The organism is Pseudomonas alcaligenes (assembly GCF_014490745.1).
GTDB classification, from domain to species: domain Bacteria; phylum Pseudomonadota; class Gammaproteobacteria; order Pseudomonadales; family Pseudomonadaceae; genus Aquipseudomonas; species Aquipseudomonas alcaligenes_C.
Genome location: NZ_LZEU01000001.1, coordinates 371238 through 392644 on the forward strand (window position 1 = coordinate 371238; position 21407 = coordinate 392644).

19 protein-coding genes are annotated in these 21407 nt (G+C 69.2%); 12 read left to right on the forward strand and 7 right to left on the reverse strand.

Annotated features, from left to right (window positions below; genetic code table 11):
- The first annotated feature begins 153 nt into the window (after nt 1-153).
- Nucleotides 154-843: a two-component system response regulator CreB gene (creB, locus tag A9179_RS01695; RefSeq protein WP_187804133.1), complete on the forward strand. Its 690-nt coding sequence runs from the start codon at nt 154-156 to the stop codon at nt 841-843.
- On the opposite strand, the gene A9179_RS01700 is transcribed toward creB, so the two are convergent.
- A complete protein-coding gene (locus A9179_RS01700; RefSeq protein ID WP_187804134.1) occupies nt 840-4646 on the reverse strand; it encodes a BTAD domain-containing putative transcriptional regulator in 3807 nt (1268 codons plus the stop codon). The genes creB and A9179_RS01700 overlap by 4 nt on opposite strands.
- A gap of 267 nt (nt 4647-4913) precedes the next feature.
- Between A9179_RS01700 and creC the strand changes: the two genes are divergently transcribed.
- The 7 genes from creC (at nt 4914) to A9179_RS01735 (ending at nt 10643) form a co-directional block, all read left to right on the forward strand.
- On the forward strand, nt 4914-6344 hold the full coding sequence (creC, locus tag A9179_RS01705; RefSeq protein WP_187804135.1) for a two-component system sensor histidine kinase CreC: 1431 nt from the start codon (nt 4914-4916) through the stop codon (nt 6342-6344).
- Nucleotides 6345-6421: 77 nt separating this feature from the next.
- Complete coding sequence (locus A9179_RS01710; RefSeq protein ID WP_187804136.1) at nt 6422-6856, forward strand: CBS domain-containing protein; 435 nt, start codon at nt 6422-6424, stop codon at nt 6854-6856.
- 279 nt (nt 6857-7135) lie between these two features.
- Nucleotides 7136-7795 carry a hypothetical protein gene (locus A9179_RS01715; protein WP_187804137.1) on the forward strand — a complete coding sequence of 220 codons (660 nt, stop codon included), beginning with the start codon at nt 7136-7138 and terminating at the stop codon, nt 7793-7795.
- A gap of 213 nt (nt 7796-8008) precedes the next feature.
- The gene (gene creD / locus A9179_RS01720; RefSeq protein WP_187804138.1) at nt 8009-9358 is read left to right on the forward strand and encodes a cell envelope integrity protein CreD; all 1350 of its coding nucleotides are present in this window, start codon (nt 8009-8011) and stop codon (nt 9356-9358) included.
- A gap of 56 nt (nt 9359-9414) precedes the next feature.
- On the forward strand, nt 9415-9720 hold the full coding sequence (locus A9179_RS01725; protein WP_223123156.1) for a hypothetical protein: 306 nt from the start codon (nt 9415-9417) through the stop codon (nt 9718-9720).
- A gap of 118 nt (nt 9721-9838) precedes the next feature.
- Nucleotides 9839-10111 carry a hypothetical protein gene (locus A9179_RS01730; RefSeq protein WP_187804139.1) on the forward strand — a complete coding sequence of 91 codons (273 nt, stop codon included), beginning with the start codon at nt 9839-9841 and terminating at the stop codon, nt 10109-10111.
- A 7-nt stretch (nt 10112-10118) separates the two neighbouring features.
- Nucleotides 10119-10643 carry a hypothetical protein gene (locus A9179_RS01735; protein WP_187804140.1) on the forward strand — a complete coding sequence of 175 codons (525 nt, stop codon included), beginning with the start codon at nt 10119-10121 and terminating at the stop codon, nt 10641-10643.
- A gap of 60 nt (nt 10644-10703) precedes the next feature.
- On the opposite strand, the gene A9179_RS01740 is transcribed toward A9179_RS01735, so the two are convergent.
- The 5 genes from A9179_RS01740 to A9179_RS01760 form a co-directional block, all read right to left on the reverse strand.
- Nucleotides 10704-11324 carry a glutathione S-transferase gene (locus A9179_RS01740; RefSeq protein WP_187804141.1) on the reverse strand — a complete coding sequence of 207 codons (621 nt, stop codon included), beginning with the start codon at nt 11322-11324 and terminating at the stop codon, nt 10704-10706.
- Between the two features lie 53 nt (nt 11325-11377).
- Nucleotides 11378-12085, reverse strand: a complete 708-nt coding sequence (locus tag A9179_RS01745; protein ID WP_187804142.1) for a 3'-5' exonuclease — start codon at nt 12083-12085, stop codon at nt 11378-11380.
- A complete protein-coding gene (locus A9179_RS01750) occupies nt 12082-14007 on the reverse strand; it encodes a DUF294 nucleotidyltransferase-like domain-containing protein (protein WP_187804143.1) in 1926 nt (641 codons plus the stop codon). Before A9179_RS01750 ends, A9179_RS01745 begins: the two co-directional genes overlap by 4 nt.
- A gap of 68 nt (nt 14008-14075) precedes the next feature.
- Entirely contained in the window at nt 14076-15200 is a 1125-nt protein-coding gene (locus A9179_RS01755; RefSeq protein WP_187804144.1) for a YbfB/YjiJ family MFS transporter, read from the reverse strand.
- Nucleotides 15197-16072, reverse strand: a complete 876-nt coding sequence (locus tag A9179_RS01760) for a LysR substrate-binding domain-containing protein (RefSeq protein WP_187804145.1) — start codon at nt 16070-16072, stop codon at nt 15197-15199. Before A9179_RS01760 ends, A9179_RS01755 begins: the two co-directional genes overlap by 4 nt.
- Nucleotides 16073-16181: 109 nt before the next feature.
- Between A9179_RS01760 and A9179_RS01765 the strand changes: the two genes are divergently transcribed.
- Together A9179_RS01765 and A9179_RS01770 are read left to right on the forward strand one after the other, a co-directional pair.
- Nucleotides 16182-17225: an NAD(P)H-dependent flavin oxidoreductase gene (locus A9179_RS01765; protein WP_187804146.1), complete on the forward strand. Its 1044-nt coding sequence runs from the start codon at nt 16182-16184 to the stop codon at nt 17223-17225.
- Between the two features lie 83 nt (nt 17226-17308).
- A complete protein-coding gene (locus A9179_RS01770; protein ID WP_187804147.1) occupies nt 17309-18235 on the forward strand; it encodes a LysR family transcriptional regulator in 927 nt (308 codons plus the stop codon).
- Nucleotides 18236-18291: 56 nt separating this feature from the next.
- Here A9179_RS01770 and A9179_RS01775 read toward each other — a convergent pair whose 3' ends face one another.
- On the reverse strand, nt 18292-18759 hold the full coding sequence (locus A9179_RS01775) for an OsmC family protein (RefSeq protein WP_187804148.1): 468 nt from the start codon (nt 18757-18759) through the stop codon (nt 18292-18294).
- 154 nt (nt 18760-18913) lie between these two features.
- Between A9179_RS01775 and A9179_RS01780 the strand changes: the two genes are divergently transcribed.
- Together A9179_RS01780 and A9179_RS01785 are read left to right on the forward strand one after the other, a co-directional pair.
- Entirely contained in the window at nt 18914-20089 is a 1176-nt protein-coding gene (locus A9179_RS01780) for a M20 aminoacylase family protein (RefSeq protein ID WP_187804149.1), read from the forward strand.
- A gap of 3 nt (nt 20090-20092) precedes the next feature.
- Nucleotides 20093-21391 carry an MFS transporter gene (locus tag A9179_RS01785; RefSeq protein ID WP_187804150.1) on the forward strand — a complete coding sequence of 433 codons (1299 nt, stop codon included), beginning with the start codon at nt 20093-20095 and terminating at the stop codon, nt 21389-21391.
- Nucleotides 21392-21407: the final 16 nt, after the last annotated feature.

Here is a 21407-nt window from a genome sequence, read left to right on the forward strand (position 1 = left end):
GCCGACAGGGACGTTGCCCACCCCCATTGGCCGCTTGGCCGGTGCGTGTCTGGGCGACTGCGGTCGCCCATTTTTTTGCCGGCGGTACGGCGATTGACGGGCGCCGGCGCATCCGGCACCGTGCGGCCAAGCCACCCAGTACGCACGGACGCCATGCCGCACATCCTGATAGTCGAAGACGAAGCCGCGATCGCCGATACCCTGGTCTACGCCCTGCAGGGCGAGGGTTTCACCACCACCTGGCTGAGCCTGGCCGAGCCGGCCCTGGAACTGCAGCAGCGCAGCCCGGCGGATCTGCTGATTCTCGACGTCGGCCTGCCGGACATCAGCGGCTTCGAAGCCTGCAGGCGCCTGCGCCGTTTCTCCGAAGTGCCGGTGATCTTCCTCACCGCGCGTGATGCCGAGATCGACCGGGTGGTGGGCCTGGAGATCGGTGCCGACGATTACGTGGTCAAGCCGTTCAGTCCGCGCGAGGTGGCGGCACGGGTGCGTGCCATCCTCAAACGCATGGCGCCGCGCCAGGCCGAGCCGGCGGCCGTGGAGGCGGCCACGCCGTTCCGGGTGGACGGCGAGCGGGTGCAGATCCACTACCGCGAGCAGTTGCTGGTGCTGACCCGCCACGAGTTTCGCCTGTTGCAGGCCCTGCTGGCGCAGCCGCAGCGGGTGTTTTCCCGCGAGCAGCTGCTGGATGCCCTGGGCGTGGCTGCCGATGCCGGCTATGAGCGCAATATCGACAGCCACATCAAGAGCCTGCGCGCCAAGCTGCGCCAGGTGGCGGCCGACGCCGAGCCGATCCAGACCCACCGCGGCCTGGGCTACAGCTACAACCCGCAGAGCGCCTAGCCGAGCAGGGCGCGGGCGGCGCGCTGGTCGGCGCCCTCGTCCTCGGCCGTGAACTCGGCCAGCACGCTTTGCAGGTGCTGGCGCTGCTGCGCCGATGGTTGCCAGCGCTGGCGCAGGCTGGCCAGGCGCAGGCGCAGCGAGCCGGCACCGAGGCTCTCGGCCAGGCGCTGGGCTTCGTCGAGCAGGGCGCCAGCCGCTTCCCCCTGACCCTCGTCGAGCAGCGCCGCGGCCTGCAGGCGCAGCACTTCCGCCAACAGGTAGCGGTCGCTGCGCTGCTGGGCCATGCGCACCACCTGCGGCGCCCGCTGCAGCAGCTCCTGGCGGCGGCCGAGGCGGGCCAGGGCATCGAGCTGCAGGGTGCTCAGGGTCACCTCGATCACCGGCATGCTGCTGCGGTTGCCATCGATGCCCAACTGCAGGTCGCGCAGGCCCTCGGCGTCGCCCAGCGCCACCCGCGACCAGCCGACCATCACGGTGGCGATGTCTTCCCACAGTTGCAGGCCCTTGCCGTGGCTGTGGCGCAGGGTTTCCGCGGCCATCTGCGCCACGCTCGGGGCGTCGTCCAGCAGGCAGTGCAACATGCTGGCGAACACCAGGGCGTGGCAGATGGCGTTGGCCGTGCCCTGGCTGCGCACGTCGGCGAGCAGCTCGGCGCACAGCTGGCGGGCGCGCGCGGGATGGCCCTCGACCCACAGGCCGAGGCACAGGTAGGCGCGGCTGTGCACCAGCGGGTCTTCGCCGAAGCCGAGCAGGCAGGCCTGGCGGGTCGGCGCGTCGCACAGCGCGACTATGGTCTCGGCAATCGCCCGCGACTCGGCCAGCGGCCGGCTCCAGAAGGCACCGCCGAGGTGGCACATGTGGCCGAGCAGCTGCAGCGGCAACTGCCCGCTGTGCTGGGCGGCGGCCAGCACCTGCTGGCCGAGCAGGGTGGCCTTGTCGAAGGAGTCGCAGCAGCCCCAGACGCCGACCAGGGCGCGGAACGAGGCCTCCGGCTGTTGCAGCTGTTGGCCCAGGGCCAGGGCGCGGGCGAAGGCGGCGTGGGTACTGGGGGCGCCGTAGCCGGCCGAGGAGTTGAGGGCGCTGCCCAGGGCCAGCTGCAGGCCGAGTTCCTCGCCGTCGCGTTGCGCCGAGGCCGGCAGCTCGGCCAGGCAATCCAGCGCCCGTTGCAGGTAGGCGGCCGCCTCGCGGTTGGCGGAGAAGCGCCGGGCGGTCTCGCCGGCCTGGCGCCACAGCGGCAGGGCCTGCTCGGCGCGACCGGCTTCGCTCAGGTGATGGGCCAGCTGCGCCGGTGCCTGCTGGCTGCGCGCCGGGAAGCGGCTCTGCAGGGCATCGGCGATGCGCCCATGGGTTTCCCGGCGCTGGCTGCGCGGCTGGGCCAGGTAGGCGGCCTGCTGGATCAGCGCATGCTTGAACTGGCAGAGGCTGGCCTGGCTGCCCGGCTCGATCAGACCGGCGCGCAGCAGGGCGTCGAGGTGGCTGCGCAGCAGCGCCGGGCTGCCGGGGTACAGCGCCTCGATCAGCTCGCGGTGGAACTCGCGGCCCAGGCAGGCGGCCAGCTGGATCGTGGCGCGGGCGTCGCCGAGGCGGTCGATGCGTGCCATCAGCAGGTCGTTGAGGGTCAGCGGGATGCTGCTCTGCTCGCCGCTGTCGGCCACCCACTGCACCAGCTCCTCGATGAACAGCGGCACCCCGTCGGCCAGCGCCAGCACCTGGCGCAGCTGGGGTTCAGCGAGCTGCTGCGGCAGGCCGGCGATCAGCTCGCGGGCCCGCTCCGGGGCCAGGTGCGGCAGGCGCAGCAGGTGCACGCCGAGTTCTTCCCAGCGCTGCGTGGCGAACTCCGGGCGGGCGCTGAGCAGCAGCAACAGCGGGCGCTGGCCGGGCTCGCGCAGCAGTCGCTCGAGCAGCAGCAGGGTCGAGGAGTCGGCCCAGTGGGCGTCTTCCAGCACCAGCAGCAGGGGCTGCTTGCGCCGCACCCGGATCAAGCCGAGCAGGGTCTCCAGCATGCGCGCGCGCCACACCTCGCTGCTCAGCCCGGTCACCGGCGAGCCGTCCGGCAGCGGCAGGCCGAGCAGGTCGGCAATCAGGTCGAGGCCCTCGGCGGGCAGCGCGAAGATGCCCTGCAGCACTTCGCGCAGCCGCTCGTAGCGCTGCTCCGGGCTGCTCTCCGGGGCGAAGCCGCAGAGGTAGCCGATCAGCTCGGCCAGCGGGAAGAAGGGTTCGCTGCTGTGGCTTTCCAGGCAGCGCAGCTCCACCTGCTGGCCCGGCAGGGTGGCGCTGAGGCGCTTGCGCAACTCGTGGATCAGGCGTGATTTGCCGACCCCGGGGTCGGCCTGCAGCAACACGGCATCGCTGACCCGGCTCGCGCCGACCTGCTGCCAGCGCTGCAGCAGTTGCTGCAGTTCGCCGTCGCGGCCGGCCAGGGGCGTCAGCTGCGGCTGCACGGCCAGGCGATGGCGTGCACCGCTGGCCGCCTCGGCGCGGAACAGCGGGCCGGCGCTGGCCCCCGGCCCGGCCAGGCGCTGCGCCAGTGGCAGGCAGCGGTAGTAGCCCTCGACCAGCTTGTGGGTGACTCCGCTCAGCACCACCTGCTGGTAGTCGGCGTGCTGGCGCACCTGCACGGCGATGTCGGAGGTGAAGCCGCTGGCATCGGGAAGCCGCTGGCCCGGCGCGGTGACGATCAGCCCGGTGTGCAGGCCGCAGCGCACCTGGGCCGGGGCGCAGATCTCGGCCAGGGCGAGGGCGGCCTGCACGGCGTTGCGGGCGGCATTTTCCCGCGCCAGCGGGTAGCCGAAGTAGGCCAGCAGGCCGCCGCCATGACTGGCCAGGGCGTGGCCGCCGTGGGCGCGGATCACCTGCAGGCACTGCGCCTGGGGGGCGGCCAGGCGGGCCAGGGCTTCCTCGGGGTCGCTGCAGGCGGGCACGGAGAGTTCGCAGTAGAGCACGGTGACCTGGCGCAGCTCGGCTGGCGGTGGCGGCACGGCTACTGCGCAGGCTTCGGCCAGCGGCACTTCGGCGCGCAGCTGGCCCTGGCGAATGCTCTGCTGCAGAGCCTGGCATTCCTGGCTCGGGTGCACGCCGAGTTCCTTCCACAGCTGGTTGCGGAAGCTCTCGTACTGCGACAGGGCGGCGGCGCTCTGGCCGTTGCGCGCCAGCAGGCGCATCAGGCGTTGCTGGCCGCTTTCCTGCCAGGGGTCGAGTTCCACCAGGCGGCGGGCGTGGGGCAGGGCCTGCTGCAGCGCACCCTGCTGTTCGTAGTGATTGCTCAGGTGCTCCAGCAGGGCCAGGGCGTGGCAGCGCAGCGACTCGCGCTGCAGCAGCAGCCAGTCCTCGAAGTCCGGACAGTCGGGCAGGTCGAGGCCGGCGAGGAAGTCGCCGCGGTACAGCGCCACGGCTTCCTCCAGCTCTGCGATGCAGCTCGGGCATTGCTGGCAGGCCGGCTGCTGCTGGCAGCGCTGCGGCGGCTGGCGCAGGCGCAGGGCGTCGATGTGGCCGTGGGGCAGGAAGCGCAGGCTGTGCTTGCTGGCGTCGAACAGGCTGAGGCCGGTGGGGCCTTCCAGCACCCGCCGCAGATCGGCCAGGGTGCGCCGCAGGTTGCCGCGCCAGGCGCTGCTCGGGCTGGACTCCCAGAGCAGGGCGGCAAGGGTTTCGCGGCTGTGTTCGCGGGCGTGCTCCAGGCTCAGGTAGGCGAGCAGGGCGCGCATCTTGTCGTAGTTGAAGCCGGCGAGCGGCTGGGTGTGCCAGAGGGCGCTGAAGTTGCCGAGCAGGTTGAGCTGGAACGGCGCGGCTTGGGTGACGGCATCCATGTCGAGTTTCCCCGCCAGCAGGCGCGGACGCTGTGGCGCGTTGGGCAGATCCGATTCAGTTGTGCGGTATGCTGGCCGTCATCAGGTCGGCTGGCCCCGGCAGGGGCGGCTGGCCATCACCGCGGCCTTATTCTGCCACCAGAAGCGCGCGGGCCGCGACCGCTTCTTGACCCGTCGGCCAGCCTTTGGTCGCCTGTGCACAAGGAAGTCATGCATGTTGCTGCAGCCCCCGTCGTTTCTCCTTCGCCGCCGTCCGGGAGTGTCGCGATGCCGCTAGGTGTACGGATCTTTCTGGTCTACTTCCTGTTCGTCGGCCTGGCCGGCTGGTTCGTGCTGAGCACGGTGATGGACGAGATCCGCCCCGGGGTGCGGCAGAGCACCGAGGAAACCCTGGTCGACACCGCCAACCTGCTGGCGGAGATCCTCCGCGACGAGGTGAAGAGCGGCCAGCTGGCCCAGAGCCGCCTGCCCGAGCTGCTCAAGGCCTATGGCAAGCGCCAGCCGCAGGCGCAGATCTGGGGGGTGGAGAAGAGCGCGGTCAACCACCGCATCTATGTCACCGACGCCAAGGGCATCGTCCTGCTCGACTCCAGCGGCGTGGCCCTGGGCCAGGACTACTCGCGCTGGAACGATGTCTACCGCACCCTGCGCGGCGAGTACGGCGCGCGCTCGACCCGCGAAGACCCGCAGGACGAGGACAGCTCAGTGATGTACGTGGCGGCGCCGATCAAGGATGGCGAGCAGATCATCGGCGTGGTCTCGGTGGCCAAGCCCAACCGCAGCCTGCAGCCTTATATCGATCGTTCGCAGACCCGCCTGACCTGGCTCGGCGCCGGCCTGATCGGCCTCGGCCTGCTGATCGGCGGGGTGCTGTCCTGGTGGCTCAGCGGCTCGCTGCGCAAGCTGACCCGCTATGCCCAGGCGGTCAGCCAGGGCCAGCGCGCCGAACTGCCGGCCCTGCGCGGCGGCGAGCTGACCCAGCTGGCCGAGGCGGTGCAGAAGATGCGCACCGAGCTGGAGGGCAAGAACTATGTCGAGCAGTACGTGCACACCCTGACCCATGAGCTGAAGAGCCCGCTGGCGGCCATCCGCGGCGCCGCCGAACTGCTCGAGGGCGAGATGCCGGTCGAGCAGCGCCAGCGTTTCGTGGCCAATATCGCCAGCGAGGGCGCGCGCCTGCAGCAACTGATCGAGCGCCTGCTCAACCTGGCCCTGGTCGAACAGCGCCAGGGCCTGGAGGAGCGGGTGGCGCTGAGCCCGCGCGAATTGGTCGAGGAGCTGCTGCAGGCCCAGGCCGCGCGCATCCAGGCCGGCGCCCTGCAGGTGGACAACCGCATCGATGCGGCGCTGCGGGTGCAGGGCGAGCGCTTCCTGCTGCGCCAGGCGCTGGCCAACCTGCTGGACAACGCCCTCGACTTCACCCCGCCTGGCGGACGGCTGAGCTTCAGCGCCGAGAGCGGCGAGAACCTGCTGGAGCTGCGCCTGTTCAACCAGGGCGAGGCGATTCCCGACTACGCCCTGGCGCGCCTGACCGAGCGCTTCTATTCCCTGCCGCGTCCCGGTAGCGGGCGCAAGAGCACCGGCCTGGGCCTCAACTTCGTCCAGGAGGTGGCCGGCCTGCATGGCGGCAGCCTGCAGGTGGGCAACGCCGCAGGTGGCGTGCTGGCGTGTTTGCGATTGTCGACGGCGCTTGCCTAGCGGGCGGATGCGCCGGGCTTGGCTATTCTTGGCGAGGGCAGGCAGCCCGCAGAACAACAACTCCTGGGAGGCAGTGGATGAAAACAGTCGCCGACATCCTCAGATCCAAGCATCACACCAGCATTTTCAGCGTCAGCCCGACCACCACGGTGCTCGAGGCGGCGATCCTGATGGCGGACAAGGGCATCGGTGCGCTGACCGTAATGGAGAACGGCCAGCTGGTGGGCATCGTTACCGAGCGCGACTACGTGCGCCGGGTGGCTGCCCTGGAGCGTTCCGCCTATGCCACCAATATCGAAGAGATCATGACCTCCAACCTGTTCGTGGTTGGCCCGCGCGACAGCAACCAGTACTGCATGCAGCTGATGACCGAGAAGAACCTGCGCCACCTGCCGGTGGTGGAGAACGGCCAGCTGATCGGCCTGCTGTCGATCCGCGACCTGGTGCGCGACATCACTTCCGAGCAGGAAAGCCTGATCGAACACCTGCAGCAGTATATCCGCGGCGCCTGATGCCGCTGGCGGCGCGGGCTCGACGCGCCGCCGCCCCCCTTCTACGGGCCGGCCGGCCCGGTTTTGGCCCGCTGCCAGCCCCGCCTGGATTGCCCTGCACACCCCTTCGGACGTCCCATGTTCCCGTAGGTTGGCGCTATCCGCCTGATCGACAAGGTTTTTTCCAAGTATCGATTTGGTTGATTCTTTCTATGCCGCGGCTCAGTTTTTTAATCGAATTGCTCCGGGAGAAGATGAGCTCGCAGACAAATTCTTCCCCCAACACCCGGAGCACTGATCATGAAAAAGCACATCCTCGCCGTTAGCATCATCCTCGCCAGCCTGTCGGGCGCTGCATTTGCCGAAGGCGGTTCGCAACATGTAGGCGGCATCGCCGAGAGCGGTTACGAGCACGTTGGCCAGGGCGTCCGTGTCGCCGAAGGCGGCGCGCAACATGTAGGCGGCATCGCCGAAAGCGGTTACGAGCACGTTGGCCAGGGCGTCCGTGTTGCCGAAGGCGGCTCGCAGCATGTAGGCGGCATCGCCGAGAGCGGTTACGAGCATGTTGGTCAGGGCGTCCGTGTTGCAGAAGGCGGTTCGCAACATGTAGGTGGCATCGCCGAGAGCGGTTACGAGCGTGTCGGCCAGGGCGTACGTGTTGCCGAAGGCGGCTCGCAGCATGTAGGCGGCATCGCCGAGAGCGGTTACGAGCGTGTCGGCCAGGGCGTCCGTGTCGCCGAGGGTGGCTCGCAGCATGTAGGCGGCATCGCCGAGAACGGTTACGAACGCGTTGGCCAGGGCGTCCGTGTTGCCGAGGGTGGTTCGCAACATGTCGGTGGCATCGCCGAGAGCGGTTACGAACGCGTTGGTCAGGGCGTCCGTGTTGCTGAGGGTGGTTCGCAACATGTCGGTGGCATCGCCGAAAGCGGTTACGAACATGTCGGTGCCGACGTAGCTTGAGAGCGTGACACGGCAGATACGTACCCCAGGTAAACCGCTTCACCTCTGAGAGCAGTTCCATGCCTTACTGCCCCACCTGAAGGCGCCCCTTAGCGGGCGCCTTCGTCATTTCTGCGGCTCCACACAAGCTCCACAGAGTCTCCATATTCGCCGCATGCCGGCGCCATGGGCACGCCACAGACTTTCTGCACATCCACCGCAGGGAGTTCCGTGATGAACCGCAACCTACTACTCAAGCTCGGCGCCATCGGCGCGCTGATTCTCTTGTTGATGATCCCCATCCTGCTGATCGACGGCATGATCAGCGAGCGCCAGGATCTGCGCGATGGCGTGGTGCAGGACATCGCCCGCAGCTCCAGCTACAACCAGCAGATCACCGGCCCGGTGCTGGTGGTGCCGTACCGCAAGACCGTGCGCGAGTGGAAGACCCACAACAAGACCGGCCAGCGCTACCTGGAGGAAAGCGAGGAGCATGGGCGCCTGTACTTCCTGCCCGAGCGCTTCGTGTTCAACGGCGAGGTCAGCACCGAGCTGCGCGCCCGCGGCATCTACCAGGCGCGCCTGTACCACAGCAGCAACCGCATCAGCGGGCGCTTCGACATCCCGGCGCAGCTGGGCATCGACGAGGACTTCGCCGACTACCGCTTCGACACGGCCTTCCTCGCCGTGGGCATCAGCGATATCCGCGGGATCAAGAACGACCTGCAGCTGGAGCTGGGCAGCACCAAGGTCGGCTTCCTCCCTGGCAGTGCCGAATCGCGCCTGGGCGCCGGCGTACATGCCCCGCTGCCGGCGCTGAACGTGGTCGCCGGGCAGAGCCTGGACTTCGCCTTCGACCTCAAGCTGCAGGGCACCAGCCAGCTCGACATCACCCCGGTGGGCCGCGAGAGCCTGGTCGACCTCAAGGCCAACTGGCCGCACCCGAGCTTCGTCGGTGAGTACCTGCCGAGCGAGCGCGAGATCGACCAGAACGGCTTTACCGCACGCTGGCAGACTAGCTTCTTCGCCACCAACCTGGAAGAGGCCCTGAGCGATTGTGTCGGTGAGGGCGAATGCATGGCCTTCAACGAGCGCCACTTCGGCGTCAGCTTCGTCGACCCGGTCGACCAGTACCTGAAGAGCGACCGCGCGATCAAATACGCCCTGCTGTTCATCGGCCTGACCTTCGCCGGCTTCTTCCTCTTCGAAGTGCTCAAGCGCCTGGCCGTGCACCCGGTGCAGTACGGCCTGGTCGGCCTGTCGCTGGCGCTGTTCTACCTGCTGCTGCTGTCGCTGGCCGAGCACATGAGCTTCGAGCGCGCTTATGCCTTGGCGGCCTCGGCCTGCGTGCTGCTGATCGGCTTCTACGTCAGTCACGTGCTGCACAGCTGGTTGCGCGGTGCCGGTTTCACCGCCGCCCTGGCCGCCCTCTACGCGATGCTCTACGCCCTGCTCAGCGCCGAGGATTACGCCCTGCTGATGGGTTCGCTGCTGGTGTTCGGCCTGCTCGCCAGCGTCATGGTGCTGACCCGCAAACTCGACTGGTACGGCATCGGCAAACCGGCCGCCGGCCCTGCCGCCTGACCCTCGTCCACATGCAGGCGGGCGCGGCGGTTGCCGCGCTCGCCCGGGAGATCGCGATGATTCGTTTACTGATGCAGTTTTCCGCCTGCTTTGCCCTCGGCCTGGTGGTGGCCGGCGCGGTGCTGGTCGGCCTGATGTTCTTCGGCCTGTTCGACCTGATCCACGGCCTCAACCTGACCGGCAAGCCGCTGGCCGGCCTGGCCCTGACCCTGCTGCCGGCGTCCTTCTGGAACGACCTGACCGGCGTCCCGGATGCCGCCGCCAATGCCGACGTGCAGTCGTTCCTGCAGCTGTGCACGGCCCTCGGCCAGGTCGCCCTGGTGCTGGGTGGCGGCTTCTTCCGCCTGTGGTACTGGCGATGAGCGGGCATGTCGGTTTGCGTGAAGACGCGCGCCTGGGGCATCTGCTGGCGCGGCGCATAGCCCGCCTGTTCCTGCCGCCCGTGACCCTGAACAAACCGTTGCACAAGGAGGTGCCGCCATGTCGCTAGTCCGTCTGCATGCCTGGGATTTCAGCGTGGGGGTGATGAGCGGCAGCACCCTGGCCTACCTGCTGGCCGTGCTGCTCGGCCTGCTGCTGCCATCCTGGCCATTCAATGCCTTCTTCACCCCGCTGGCGCTGGTCAGCCTGGCCCTGCAGGGGCCGTCCTGGCGGGTGGCCGATGCGGATCGCGGCGCCTGCCTGCGCGGCGGCCTGCAGCTGGGCATGGCGCTGGTGCTGGCGCTGTGGCTGGCCTACCTGCTGTGGTTCTGAGGTGCCCATGAGCCTGTCTGTCATCGCGCTGCTGCGCCTGCTCGGCCGTCTGCTCTACCGCGCTGTGCTGCTGCACTGCTGGCTGCTGCTGGTGCTGTACCTGGGGTTCAAGTTCGTCGAGCGACAGTTCTCCATCGCCAGCTTGCCGGCCAGCATCGAGCCGGCCGGGGTGGTGCTGATCGGCGGCGAGAGCGGTCTGCGCGAAGGCTGCGGGGTGGTGGTGTTGCGCATGGCGCCGGCCCTGCAGCGGCGCCTGGCCAGGCAAGGACTGGCCGCCCTGGAAGAGGCGCGGCAGGCACGCGGCTATCCCGACGAGGCCTACTACAGCTATGCCCCCTGGCAGCCGACGCCGGTACCCGATGAGGACTCGCAGGTGGCCCTGGGGCTGAACTGCGCCGAGGCCGACGAGGCGCTGAGCCAGCGCATCAATCGCGCGCAGAACAGCCCGGGCGCGTTCTACAGCAGCAAGGACGAGGGCCTGCTGCTGGTGATCCCCGAGGAGGGGCTGATTGTCTTCGGCTACTTCGGCTAGCACCAGGACAAGGCCGGCGTGCCTTGCCTGGCGTTAGCTCGCGAGGCTGTGCGCAGGTGCTTAGAGCGGCGCGGTGGCCTGCAGCGACGGGCGCTGGCTGACCTCGGCGAACCAGCCGGCCAGCCCCGGGAAGCGCTGGCGCCAGCCCAGCTCCGGCTGGCGCAGGTCGAGGTAGCCGAGGGCGCAGGCCAGGCCGATGGCGGCGATATCGAAGTGACTGCGGATTTCCGCCAGGGCCTCGTGCTCGAAGTAGCTCAGGCTGCGTTCGATCTTCTCGCTCTGGCCGTCCAGCCAGGCGTCCCAGCGCTTGTCCGCGGGGCGCAGGAAGCTCTCGTAGCGGCTGAGCACGGCGGCATCGAGGATGGCGTCGGCCAGCGAGGCCAGGGTCAGGCGCCGCCAGCGCGCGCTGCCGCTCGCTGGCAGCAGTGGGGCGCCAACATGCTGCTGGTCGAGGTATTCGCAGATCACCCGGCTGTCGTGCAGCACTGAGCCGTCGGCCAGGCGCAGGGCGGGGAGCTTGCCGGCCGGGTTGCTGGCGACCACGCCGGCATCCGGGTTGATCGGGGTGAGCTGGGCATTCTGCAGGGCCACACGGTCGAGTTGGCCGGTCTCGTGGAGAACCACCATCACCTTGCGCACGAAGGGCGAGGAGGGCGAGTGGAACAGGGTCATGGTGCTCATGGAGTGCCTCGGGGCAGACGGACGGACGGACGCCCACTATAGCGTTGTCGCGCTCATAGCGAAGGGGCTTGCAGGCGTTGGCGGCGGGCCTGCACGGCGCGTTGCAGGGCGGCCAGGCCGTCGAGCCCCTGGCGCTTCGCGCGGCTGAGCAGGATCAGCGCCAGCTCGGCGGTGGCCAGGGCGTCGGCGCTGGCGTGGTGGCGGTTGCTGACCTGCAGCTGGAAGTGCTGCAGCCAGTCGTCCAGGTCGTGGCAGCGCGGCGGCGCTTCGGCGCACAGCAACGGCGCCAGTTCGGCGACATCGAGGAACGGATGGCGCAGGCGCAGGCCGAGGCTCTGCTTCAGGGCGCGGGCCAGCATGTGCTGGTCGAAGGCAGCGTGGAAGGCCAGCAGCGGGCTGTCGCCGAGGAACTCCATGAAACCCAGCAGCGCCTCGGCCGGTTCGCTGCCGGCGGCGATGGCGCTGGGCGCGAGGCCGTGGATCAGGGTGCTGGCGCTGGCCTGGTGGCCGGCGCGGCACAGGGTGGCTTCGTACTGCTGGCTGAAGTCGATGGCGCCGTCTTCGATCACCACCGCGCCGATGGCCAGCAACTGATCGCGCTGCAGGTCGAGGCCGCTGGTTTCCAGGTCGAGGACGACGATGCGCTGCTGCTGCAGCGGCCGCTCGTCGAGGCCCGCCGGTGCCTGCAGGCGGGCGCAGCGCTGCTGCTGGCGCTCGTTCAGTGGCGGGGCGCCGCGCTGCAGCCAGGTAAACAGTTTCATAGCTGGTAGCGCAGGCTCAGGCTGGCCTGCAGGCGCTGGGCCTGGCGGAACGACTCGCGCAGGATGCGCCGATCCAGGTGGTTGAGGCTGTCCGGATCGAGGCGGTTGGAGAACGGCAGGTTCTGGCTGGCCTGCTGCTGGTGCAGCTGCAGGCGGGTCTGCTGGATGAAGTGGTAGGCCTCTTCAAAGGCAGCGCCGTCCAGCGCGTCGATGACCCCGCGGCGCACCAGTTCGGCGAAGCGCTGCTGGGTATTGCACTCGCTCACGCCGTGGGCCAGGGCTAGCACGCGGGCGCCGTCGACGAAGGGGGTGAGGCCCTCGGCCTTGAGGTCGAGGGTGTCCTTGTCGGCGCCCTTGCGCGCCACCACGAAGTCGCGCAGGCGCCCCAGCGGCGGGCGGAACTGCAGGGCGCTCAGCGCCAGGTGGCGCTGGAACAGGCTGTGGTCGGCGATCTCGGCGAGCAGGTGCTGGCGCAGCAGGCGGGCGCCCAGTTCGTCGCCCCAGACCACGCGCAGGTCGAAGTAGATACTCGATTCCAGCAGGTTCTGCGCCGTTGCCTCGCGTACCTGGCGGCTGAAGCGGCGTGTCCATTCATGGCGCGACAGGCACAGCTGCGGGTTGCCGGCCATGATATTGCCGCTGCACAGGCTGAAGCCGCAGCGCGCCAGTTCCTGGTTGATCCGCTGGGCCAGCGGCAGCAGGCGCTGGCGGATGGCCTCGGCCTGGTCGTCGGCGGCCTCGAACAGGATGCCGTTGTCCTGGTCGGTGTGCAGGGTCTGCTCGCGGCGGCCTTCGCTGCCGAAGCACAGCCAGGTAAACGGCACGCCGGGGTCGCCCATTTCCTCCAGCGTCAGCTCGATCACCCGGCTCACGGTATGGTCGTTGAGCAGGGTGATCAGCTGGGTGATCTGCGTCGAGCTGGCGCCGTGGGCCAGCATGCGCTCGACCAGCAGGTGGATGTCGTGGCGCAGCGCGGCCAGCGTGTCGATGCGCGGCGCATGGCGGATGGTGCGGGCCAGGTGCACTAGGTCGACCCGTTGCAGGGAGAACAGGTCGCGCTCGCTGACCACGCCGAGCAGGCGCCCGTCCTCGACCAGGCAGACATGCGCGATATGCCGCTCGGTCATTGCCAGGGCGGCGTCGAAGGCGCTGGCGCCGGGAGCCAGGTGGAACGGCTGCTGGGTCATCAGCGCGCTGATCGGCTGCTCCAGCGAGCTGCCGGCGGCCACCACCCGGCGCAGGTCGCGCAGGGTGAAGATGCCTTGCGGGCGGTTGTCGGCATCGACGATGACGATGCTGCCGACATGCTGTTCGTGCATGCGCCGCACCGCCTCGCGGGTCGGCGTGGCGGCCATGCAGCTGACCGGCTGCTGCATGGCCAGCTCACGCAGTGGCGTGTCCAGCGAGTACTGCGCGCCGAGGCTTTCCGCCGCGCGCAACTGCACCTGCTGGTTGACCTGGTCGAGCAGGCTGGACACCCCGCGCAGGGCGAAGTCGCGTAGCGGCGCGGACTGGGCGAACAGGCGGGCGAAGGCGTCCTTGGGTAGCAGCAGGCAGAAGGTGTCTTCGCCGGCCAGGTGCTCGGTGCGGGTGGCGCGCTCGCCGAGCAGGGCGGCGAGGGGGAAGCATTCGCCGCCGGCGATCTCGAAGGTACTCTCGCTGCCGCGCCGTGCCGAGTGCGGGCGCTCGCCCACCACCCGGCCCTGCTTGACGATATAGAAGTGCTGCACCGGGCCGTCGTCCGGGCGGATGATGCTTTCGCCGGCCGCGTAGAAACGCAGCAGGCAGTGCTCCACCAGGTAGGCCAGGTGGGCACTTTCCATCTGGTTGAACGGCGGGTACTTGCGCAGCAGCTCCATGGTGCCATGGATGTTCTGCAGCACCGCGCTCTTGCTGGCGGCCAGGCCTTGCTTGGTCTGCATCGGGCGTTCCCTTCTAGCGGGGAGGTTGCCCGCATGGTGGGCGCTTTTGCGCCGCGCCGCCAATAGACCTAGGTCGCAGGCCGGCTGCGACAGAGCAGGGCAGCGCTGCCCAGGGTGGCCGCCGCCACCAGCAGCGCCGGGCTGAAACTGTGGCTGCGGGTGTACAGCGCGGCGGCCAGCAGCGGCCCGGCGATCTGCCCCAGGCCATAGGCGGCGGTCATGGTTGCCGGCATGTTGAAGCGCACCTGGCGGGCCCAGGCCTGCGCCGCCGGCATGGCGATGGTCACCGTGCCCATGAAGGTGGCGCCGACCAGAATGGCGCTGCCCAGGCTGGCCCAGGCCGCGTGGCTGAATACCGGCAACAGCACGCCGGCGGCCTGCAGCAGCAGGTTCAGCGCCAGGCTGCGCGGCGTGCCCAGGCGTTGCCGCGCGGCATGCCAGAGGAAGCACGAGGGAATCGCGCCGAGGCCGAAGGCGGCCCAGATCTGCAGCGGGTCGATGGTGCCGAGGCTGCCCTGCAGCAACAGTGGCAGGTAGGTGGCGGTGATGATGTAGCCGAAGCCGGCCAGGCCGTAGATCAGCACCAGGCGCCGTGGCCCCAGACTGTCGGGGGTGGCGGCCTCCGCGCCGGCCCCGGCCTTGCTCGGCACGGGTTGCCGGCGCAGTTGCCACCAGGCCGGCACGCCGAGCAGCAGCGCGGCGAGCGCCAGGCCCAGCCACAGCGCCTGACTGTGCAGGCCAGCGGCGTGGCCGCTGGCGATCAGCTCGGCCGACAGCAGGATGCCCAGGCCGACCCCGGCAAACAGCAGCGGTGCCTGGCGTGGCTGGCCGGCGGCCTGCAGCAGCCACAACGAGGCGCCGACCAGGGCCATGGCGCTGAACAGGCCGGCGGTGAAGCGGATCAGCAGGATCAGCCCCGGCTGCTCGATCCAGGCCAGCGCCGCCAGGCACAGCAGGGTGCCGCCCAGCGCCCACTGGCACAGGCGCGAGGCCTCGCTGGCGCCGCTGCGCGCCAGCAGCAGGGCGCCGAGCAGGTAGCCGGCATAGTTGGCCGAGGCCGCCAGCGAGCCGGACTGCAGGCTGAGCAGGCCGTCGGCGAGCATCAGCGGGTAGAGGCCGGTAAAGGCGAAGCGGCCGAAGCCCATGCCGATGGCCAGCAGCAGCGCGGCAGCGAGTGGCGCGGCCAGTTTCATGGGGCTTGCAGCGTGGCGCGCCACTGCTCGAAGGCGGCGCTGCGGTAGTCGCCGCGCCAGACCAGCAGGGTGTCGACGCTGAGCAGCGGCACGCATTGCACGGCCGGCGGTTCGCGCAGCAGATCGAGCAGCGAGCGCGGCACTATGCCGACGCAGGAGCCAGCCGCCACGCAGGCGAGGATGGTGTGGTAGGAGCCGACTTCCTGCACCCGTACCGGGCTGCCGGCACTGTTCAGCCAGCTCTGGGCGATCTGCCGGTAGGTGCAGCCCTGGGCGAAGCCGGCCAGGGTACGCAACTGCACGTCCTCGGGGCCGTTGACCGGCGGATGGCCGGGCGGCAGGAGCAGCAGCAGTTCCTCGCGGAACACTGCCTGGCTGAGCAGGCCCTGATCCAGCTCCTCGACCACCCAGCGCTGGCCCGCCCAACTGGTCGGCGCGGCGATCAGCGCGCAGTCCAGGCGCCGCGCCAGCACGGCGTCGAGCAGTGGCTGGCTGGGCCCGCTGCTGACCTCCAGGCTGACCTGCGGGTAGGCCTGGTGAAAGCGCGCCAGCGGCGTGGGCAGGCGCGCCGCCGCGGTGCTTTCCATGCTGCCCAGGCGCAGGGTGCCGCCCGGCTGCTGCGGGTGCATGGCCTGGCGCGCTTCGTCGGCCAGGGCCAGCAGGCGTTCGGCGTAGGCGAGGAACTCCTGGCCCTGCTCGGTCAGGCGCATGCGCTTGCCTTCGCGGAAGAACAGCGCCACGCCGAGGTCGTCCTCCAGCTGGCGGATGCGCGTGGTCACGTTGGACTGCACGCGCTCCAGGCGCTGGGCGGCGCGGGTGACGCTCTGCTCCAGGGCCACGGTGCGAAAGATGGTCAGCGTCGAGAGATCCATGGGCTTTCAATAATCTCTTAAAGAGAATAATGTTTTTAAAAGAATCTCTTTTTGAGATTTAAAGGTCAAGCCGGGTATCGCCGGCGGCAACATCACAGGAGTCAGGCCCATGGCTGCGTCGCGCATCACCGAACTGCTCGCTATCGAGCACCCGATCATCCAGGCCCCGATGGTCGGGGTCTCGACCCCGGCGCTGGCCGCCGCGGTGAGCAATGCCGGCGGCCTGGGTTCGCTGGGCCTGGGCGCCAGCACGGTGGAACAGGCCCGTGCGCTGATCGGCGAAACCCGTGCGCTGACCGCGCGGCCGTTCAACCTCAACCTGTTCTGCCACCGCCCGGCCCGGGCCGACGCTGCCCGCGAGGCGGCCTGGCTGCAGCGCCTGCGCCCGCTGTTCGACGAGTTCGCTGGCGAGCCGCCAGCGCAGCTGCGCGAGATCTACCGCAGCTTCCTTGATGACCCGGGCATGCTCGAGTTGCTGCTGGAACAGCGCCCGGCGGTGGTCAGCTTTCATTTCGGCCTGCCGCCGCAGGCCTGGATCGACGCCCTCAAGGGCGCCGGCATCCGCCTGCTGGCCTGCGTCACCACTGGCCATGAGGCGAGCCTCGCCGAGGCGGCCGGGGTCGATGCACTGGTGGCCCAGGGCATCGAGGCCGGCGGCCATCGCGGCGTATTCGCCCCGGAGCAGGGCGATGCCGGCATCGGCACCCTGGCCCTGGTGCGCCTGCTGTGCTGCCAGTCGGCGCTGCCGGTGATCGCTGCCGGCGGCATCATGGACGGCGCCGGCATCCGCGCCGCTCTGGCCCTGGGCGCGGCGGGCGTGCAACTGGGGACGGCCTTCGTGCTGTGTCCGGAGTCGGCGGCCAACGCTGCCTACCGGGCGGCGCTGCAGAGCGAGCGGGCGCAGTGCACGCAGATCACCGCGAACATTTCCGGGCGGCCGGCGCGCGGCCTGGTCAACCGCCTGTACGGCGATTTCGCCACGCCGCTGCCGGACTATCCGATCGCTTATGATGCGGCCAAGGCCCTGCATGCCCTGGCCAGCGCCCGCGGCTGCCACGACTTCGCCGCCCACTGGGCGGGGCAGGGTGCACCCCTGGCGCGCGCCCTGCCGGCCGCCGAGCTGATGGCGTTACTGATTGCCGAGATGCTGTGAAGATTTGTTGCCAGATGGCGCATGGGGCCCGTATTTTGCTTTGAAAATCCGCGTGTTACCCCGAATTCACTAGTGATTTAGCCATGAAGTTGCATCAACTGCGCGCCATAGTCGCGATCTGTGAAAGTGGCAGCATCCAGGAGGCCTCGCGCCTGCTGCACATTTCCCAACCGGCCCTGTCGAAGGGCATCAAGGAGCTCGAGGCCGAGCTGGGCGTGCCGTTGCTGGTACGTTCCAACCGCGGCATCACCGCCACCGAGTTCGGCGAGCGCCTGGTGCGCCGGGCCCGACTGATCCTCGAAGAGGTGCGCCGGGCCCGCGAGGAAATCGACACCCTCAAGGGGGTGATGGACGGCAAGGTGGCGATCGGCGTGTCGCCGGTGACGCCGGGCGCGCAGTTCATCAGCAGCCTCAACCGTTACCGCAAGCGTTACCCCAAGGTGCAGGTGCAGATCCACGAGCTGCGTCCGTCCAAGCTGATGGAGGGTCTGCGCGAAGGCCAGCTCGACCTGGTGCTGACCTCGCTGCCGGAGTCGCGCAGTGCCGACGGCTTCCACTGGACCGAGCTGTACGCCCAGCCGGCGGTGCTGGCGGTGCGCAAGGGTCATCCGCGGCGCGATGCGCGCTCGCTGCGCGAGCTGGTCGACGAGGAGTGGCTGCTGCAGGACTCTCTGGAGCAGTCCAAGGTCGGCATGATGTTCGTCGACAACGGCATCGACTACCCGCACAACGTCACCGAGTGCGCCTCGGTGGTGCTGTTTTCCGAGCTGGCGGTCAATTCCGATGCGGTCAGCTACTGGTCGCAGCGCCTGCTCGACCATGTGCAGAAGCTCGGCCAGGAACTCGACGCGCTGAACCTGGTGGAAGCGGTGCCGCCAATGAACATCTCCCTGGTCTGTCGCGACCAGGAACTGATGACCCGCGAGGCCAAGGCCCTGGCCGACGAGCTGATCTACGCCCACACCAGCCCGCACGCGCGCGCCCAGGATGGCGCATCGGCCTGCAAATAGGCGCTGCCGCCAGCAGGGTGCGGCGCGCCCCCTGCTGACGAGGCGCTGCCCCTGTCTCAGCTTTCCAGCTGCGGCTCGCAGAGCACTTCGCTGGTCACCGAGTTGGCGATGAAGCACTGCTCGTGGGCGGCGTGGTGCAGCCCGGCCAGCACCTCGGCGCTGGGTGGCGTACCGCTGAAGCGTACGGCCGGGCGCAGGGTCACGCGGGTGATGGCCAGCTTGCCGGCGGCATTCTTGCCCATCCGCCCTTCGGCGGCATCGCGGTACTGGTCGACACAGAAGCCGGCCTCGCAGGCCAGGCCGAGGAACCACAGCATGTGGCAGCTGGCCAGGGCGGCGACGAAGGCTTCTTCCGGGTCGACCGCGCTTTCCACCGACATCGGCAGTGGCACCACGCTGGGCGAGGAGGAGCCGGGCACCTCGACGCCGCCGTCGAAGCGCCACAGGTGGCCGCGGCTGTAGCGGTTGTCGAGGAAGGGTTGGTCGGCGCGCTGCCAGAGGACTTCGGCGTGATGCAGGGCCATGGGGACTCCTGTAGCTGACGGGCTGCTCAGCATACTCCGCAAGTCGCTGTCGGGTTGATAACCAAGCCTGATAGGCATGTGCAGAGGTGATTATTCAGCACCAGGCACCTGCGGCATGCTGCGCGGCATTCCAAGAACAATGGCGGGACGTGGCATGCAGTTGGTTACGCAGATTCTTGAGTGGCAGGGCGAGTTTACCGACATTCGCCGGCTGATTCACCAGCATCCCGAACTGGGCTTCGAGGAGCAGCACACCAGCACCCTGGTGGCCCGCTACCTGCGCCAGTGGGGCTACCAGGTGCATGAAGGCATCGGCGGTACCGGCGTGGTCGGCGTGCTGCACAACGGCAGCGGCAGCAAGCGCATCGGCATTCGCGCCGACATGGACGCCCTGCCGATCCATGAGGAAAGCGGCGTCGCCCACTGCAGCCAGCATGCCGGCAAGATGCACGCCTGCGGCCACGACGGCCACACCGCGATCCTGCTCTGCGCGGCGCGCTACCTGGCCGAGACCCGCGCCTTCGACGGCACCCTCAACCTGATCTTCCAGCCCGCCGAGGAGACCCTCAAGGGCGCCAGCCGGATGATCGAGGACGGCCTGTTCGAGCGCTTCCCCTGCGATGCCGTCTACGCCCTGCACAATATGCCGGGGCTGCCGGTGGGCCTGTTCGTCACCCAGGCCGGGGCCATGAGCGCCTCCTCCGACGTGGTGACCATCAAGCTGCTCGGCGTCGGCGGCCATGGCGCCATGCCGCACAAGGCCAAGGATCCGGTGGTGGCGGCCGCCGAACTGGTGCTGGCGCTGCAATCGATCGTGGCGCGCAATGTGCCGGCCGGCGAAGTCGGCGTGGTCACCGTCGGCTCGCTGCAGGCCGGCGAGGCGGCCAACGTGATTCCCGACGTGGCCACCCTCAAGCTCAGCGTGCGGGCGACCAACCCGCAGATCCGCGCCCTGCTGAAGAAACGCATCACCGAGATCGCCCAGGGTGTGGCCAAGACCCACGACATCGAACTGGATCTGGACTACGACGAGCGCATTGGCGTGCTGATCAACACTCCGGCCGAGACCGCCCTGCTGCAGAACGTGGCGCGTAGCCTGGTGGGTGAGCAGGCGGTGCTGACCAGCGTACCCAGCGGCTACCTGGGCAGCGAGGACTTCGCCTCGATGCTCGAGGTGCGCCCGGGCTGCTACATAGTCACCGGCAACGGCAACAGCGGGCCGAGCGGCTGCATGGTGCATAACCCCGGATACGACTTCAACGACCAGGCCATCCCCTTCGGCGCCAGCCTCTGGGTGCGCCTGGTCGAAACCTACCTGAACGAGGCCTGATCCATGCAGTCCCCTTCCAACCACCGACGCGGCCTGATCGTCGCCATGCTGCTGGCGGTGATGGTCATCAGCGTGCTGGACAAGACCATCTTCGCCTTCGCCGGCCCGCAGATCATCGACGAGCTGCAGCTCAGCCCCGAGCAGTTCGGCTTTATCGGCAGCGCGTTCTTCTTCCTCTACTCGGTCTCCGGGGTGCTGGTCGGCTTCCTCGCCAACCGCCTGCCGAGCCGCTGGATTCTCTCCGGCATGTCGGTGGTATGGATGGCCGCCCAGCTGCTCACCGCCATCAGCACCAGCTTCTACGCCCTGGTCGCCAGCCGCATGCTGCTCGGCGCCGGCTGCGGGCCGGGCACGGCGGTGACCCAGCACGCCTGCTTCAAGTGGTATGCGCCGCGCGACCGCGTGCTGCCGGCCGCGTGGATCCAGGTGGCGATCATGTCCGGTGCCATCCTCGGCGCCCTGTCGCTGCCGCTGCTGATCCAGCACCTGGGCTGGCGCGTGGGCTACCTGCTGCTGGCCGGCGTCGGCCTGGTGTGGCTGGGCCTGTGGCTGCTGGTCGGCCGCGAAGGCCAGCATGACGACACGGGCGGCGCCACGGCCGGCGGCACCACCTCCTACCGCCATCTGCTGCTCAACCGCACCTTCGCCTTCGTCAGCCTGGCCGGCTTCTGCACCTACCTGCCCACCGCGCTGATCTACAGCTGGGTGCCGACCTATCTGCAGAAGGGCCTGGGCATGACGCCGATGCAGTCCGGCTATGTGGTGATGGCCGCTACCCTCGGCGTGATCATCCTCAACCTGCTGATGTCGACCCTGTCGCAGCGCGCCATGCAGCGTGGCGCCAGCGTGCGCCTGGCGATGGCCGTACCGATAGCCGCCGCCTGCCTGATAGGCGGCGTGGCGATGAGCCTGATGGGCTTCGTCGAGCAGGGCATGGGCCTGACCATCGCCCTGTATCTGGTCGGCGGCTCCATCGTCAACCTGGTGCCGGCCTTCGCCAACTCGGCGGTGGCCTACATCGCGCCGCCCAAGCAGCGCGGCAGCATGCTGGCGATCCACATCGGCCTGATGACCAGCGCCGGGATGATCGCCCCGCACCTGGTTGGCCAGACCATCGGCTGGGAAGGTGGCGACCTGGTCAAGGGCTTCGAGCTGGCGATCGGCCTGTTCGGCCTGGTGCTGATCGTCGGCGGCCTGCTGGCCCTGCTGCTGGTCGATCCGGAGCGCAGCCGCCGCCAGCTGGCCGCCCTCACGCAACCCCACCACGAATCCATCACCGTGCCGGCTCCCAGCCAGGCCTGAGTCAGGAAATCTGTCC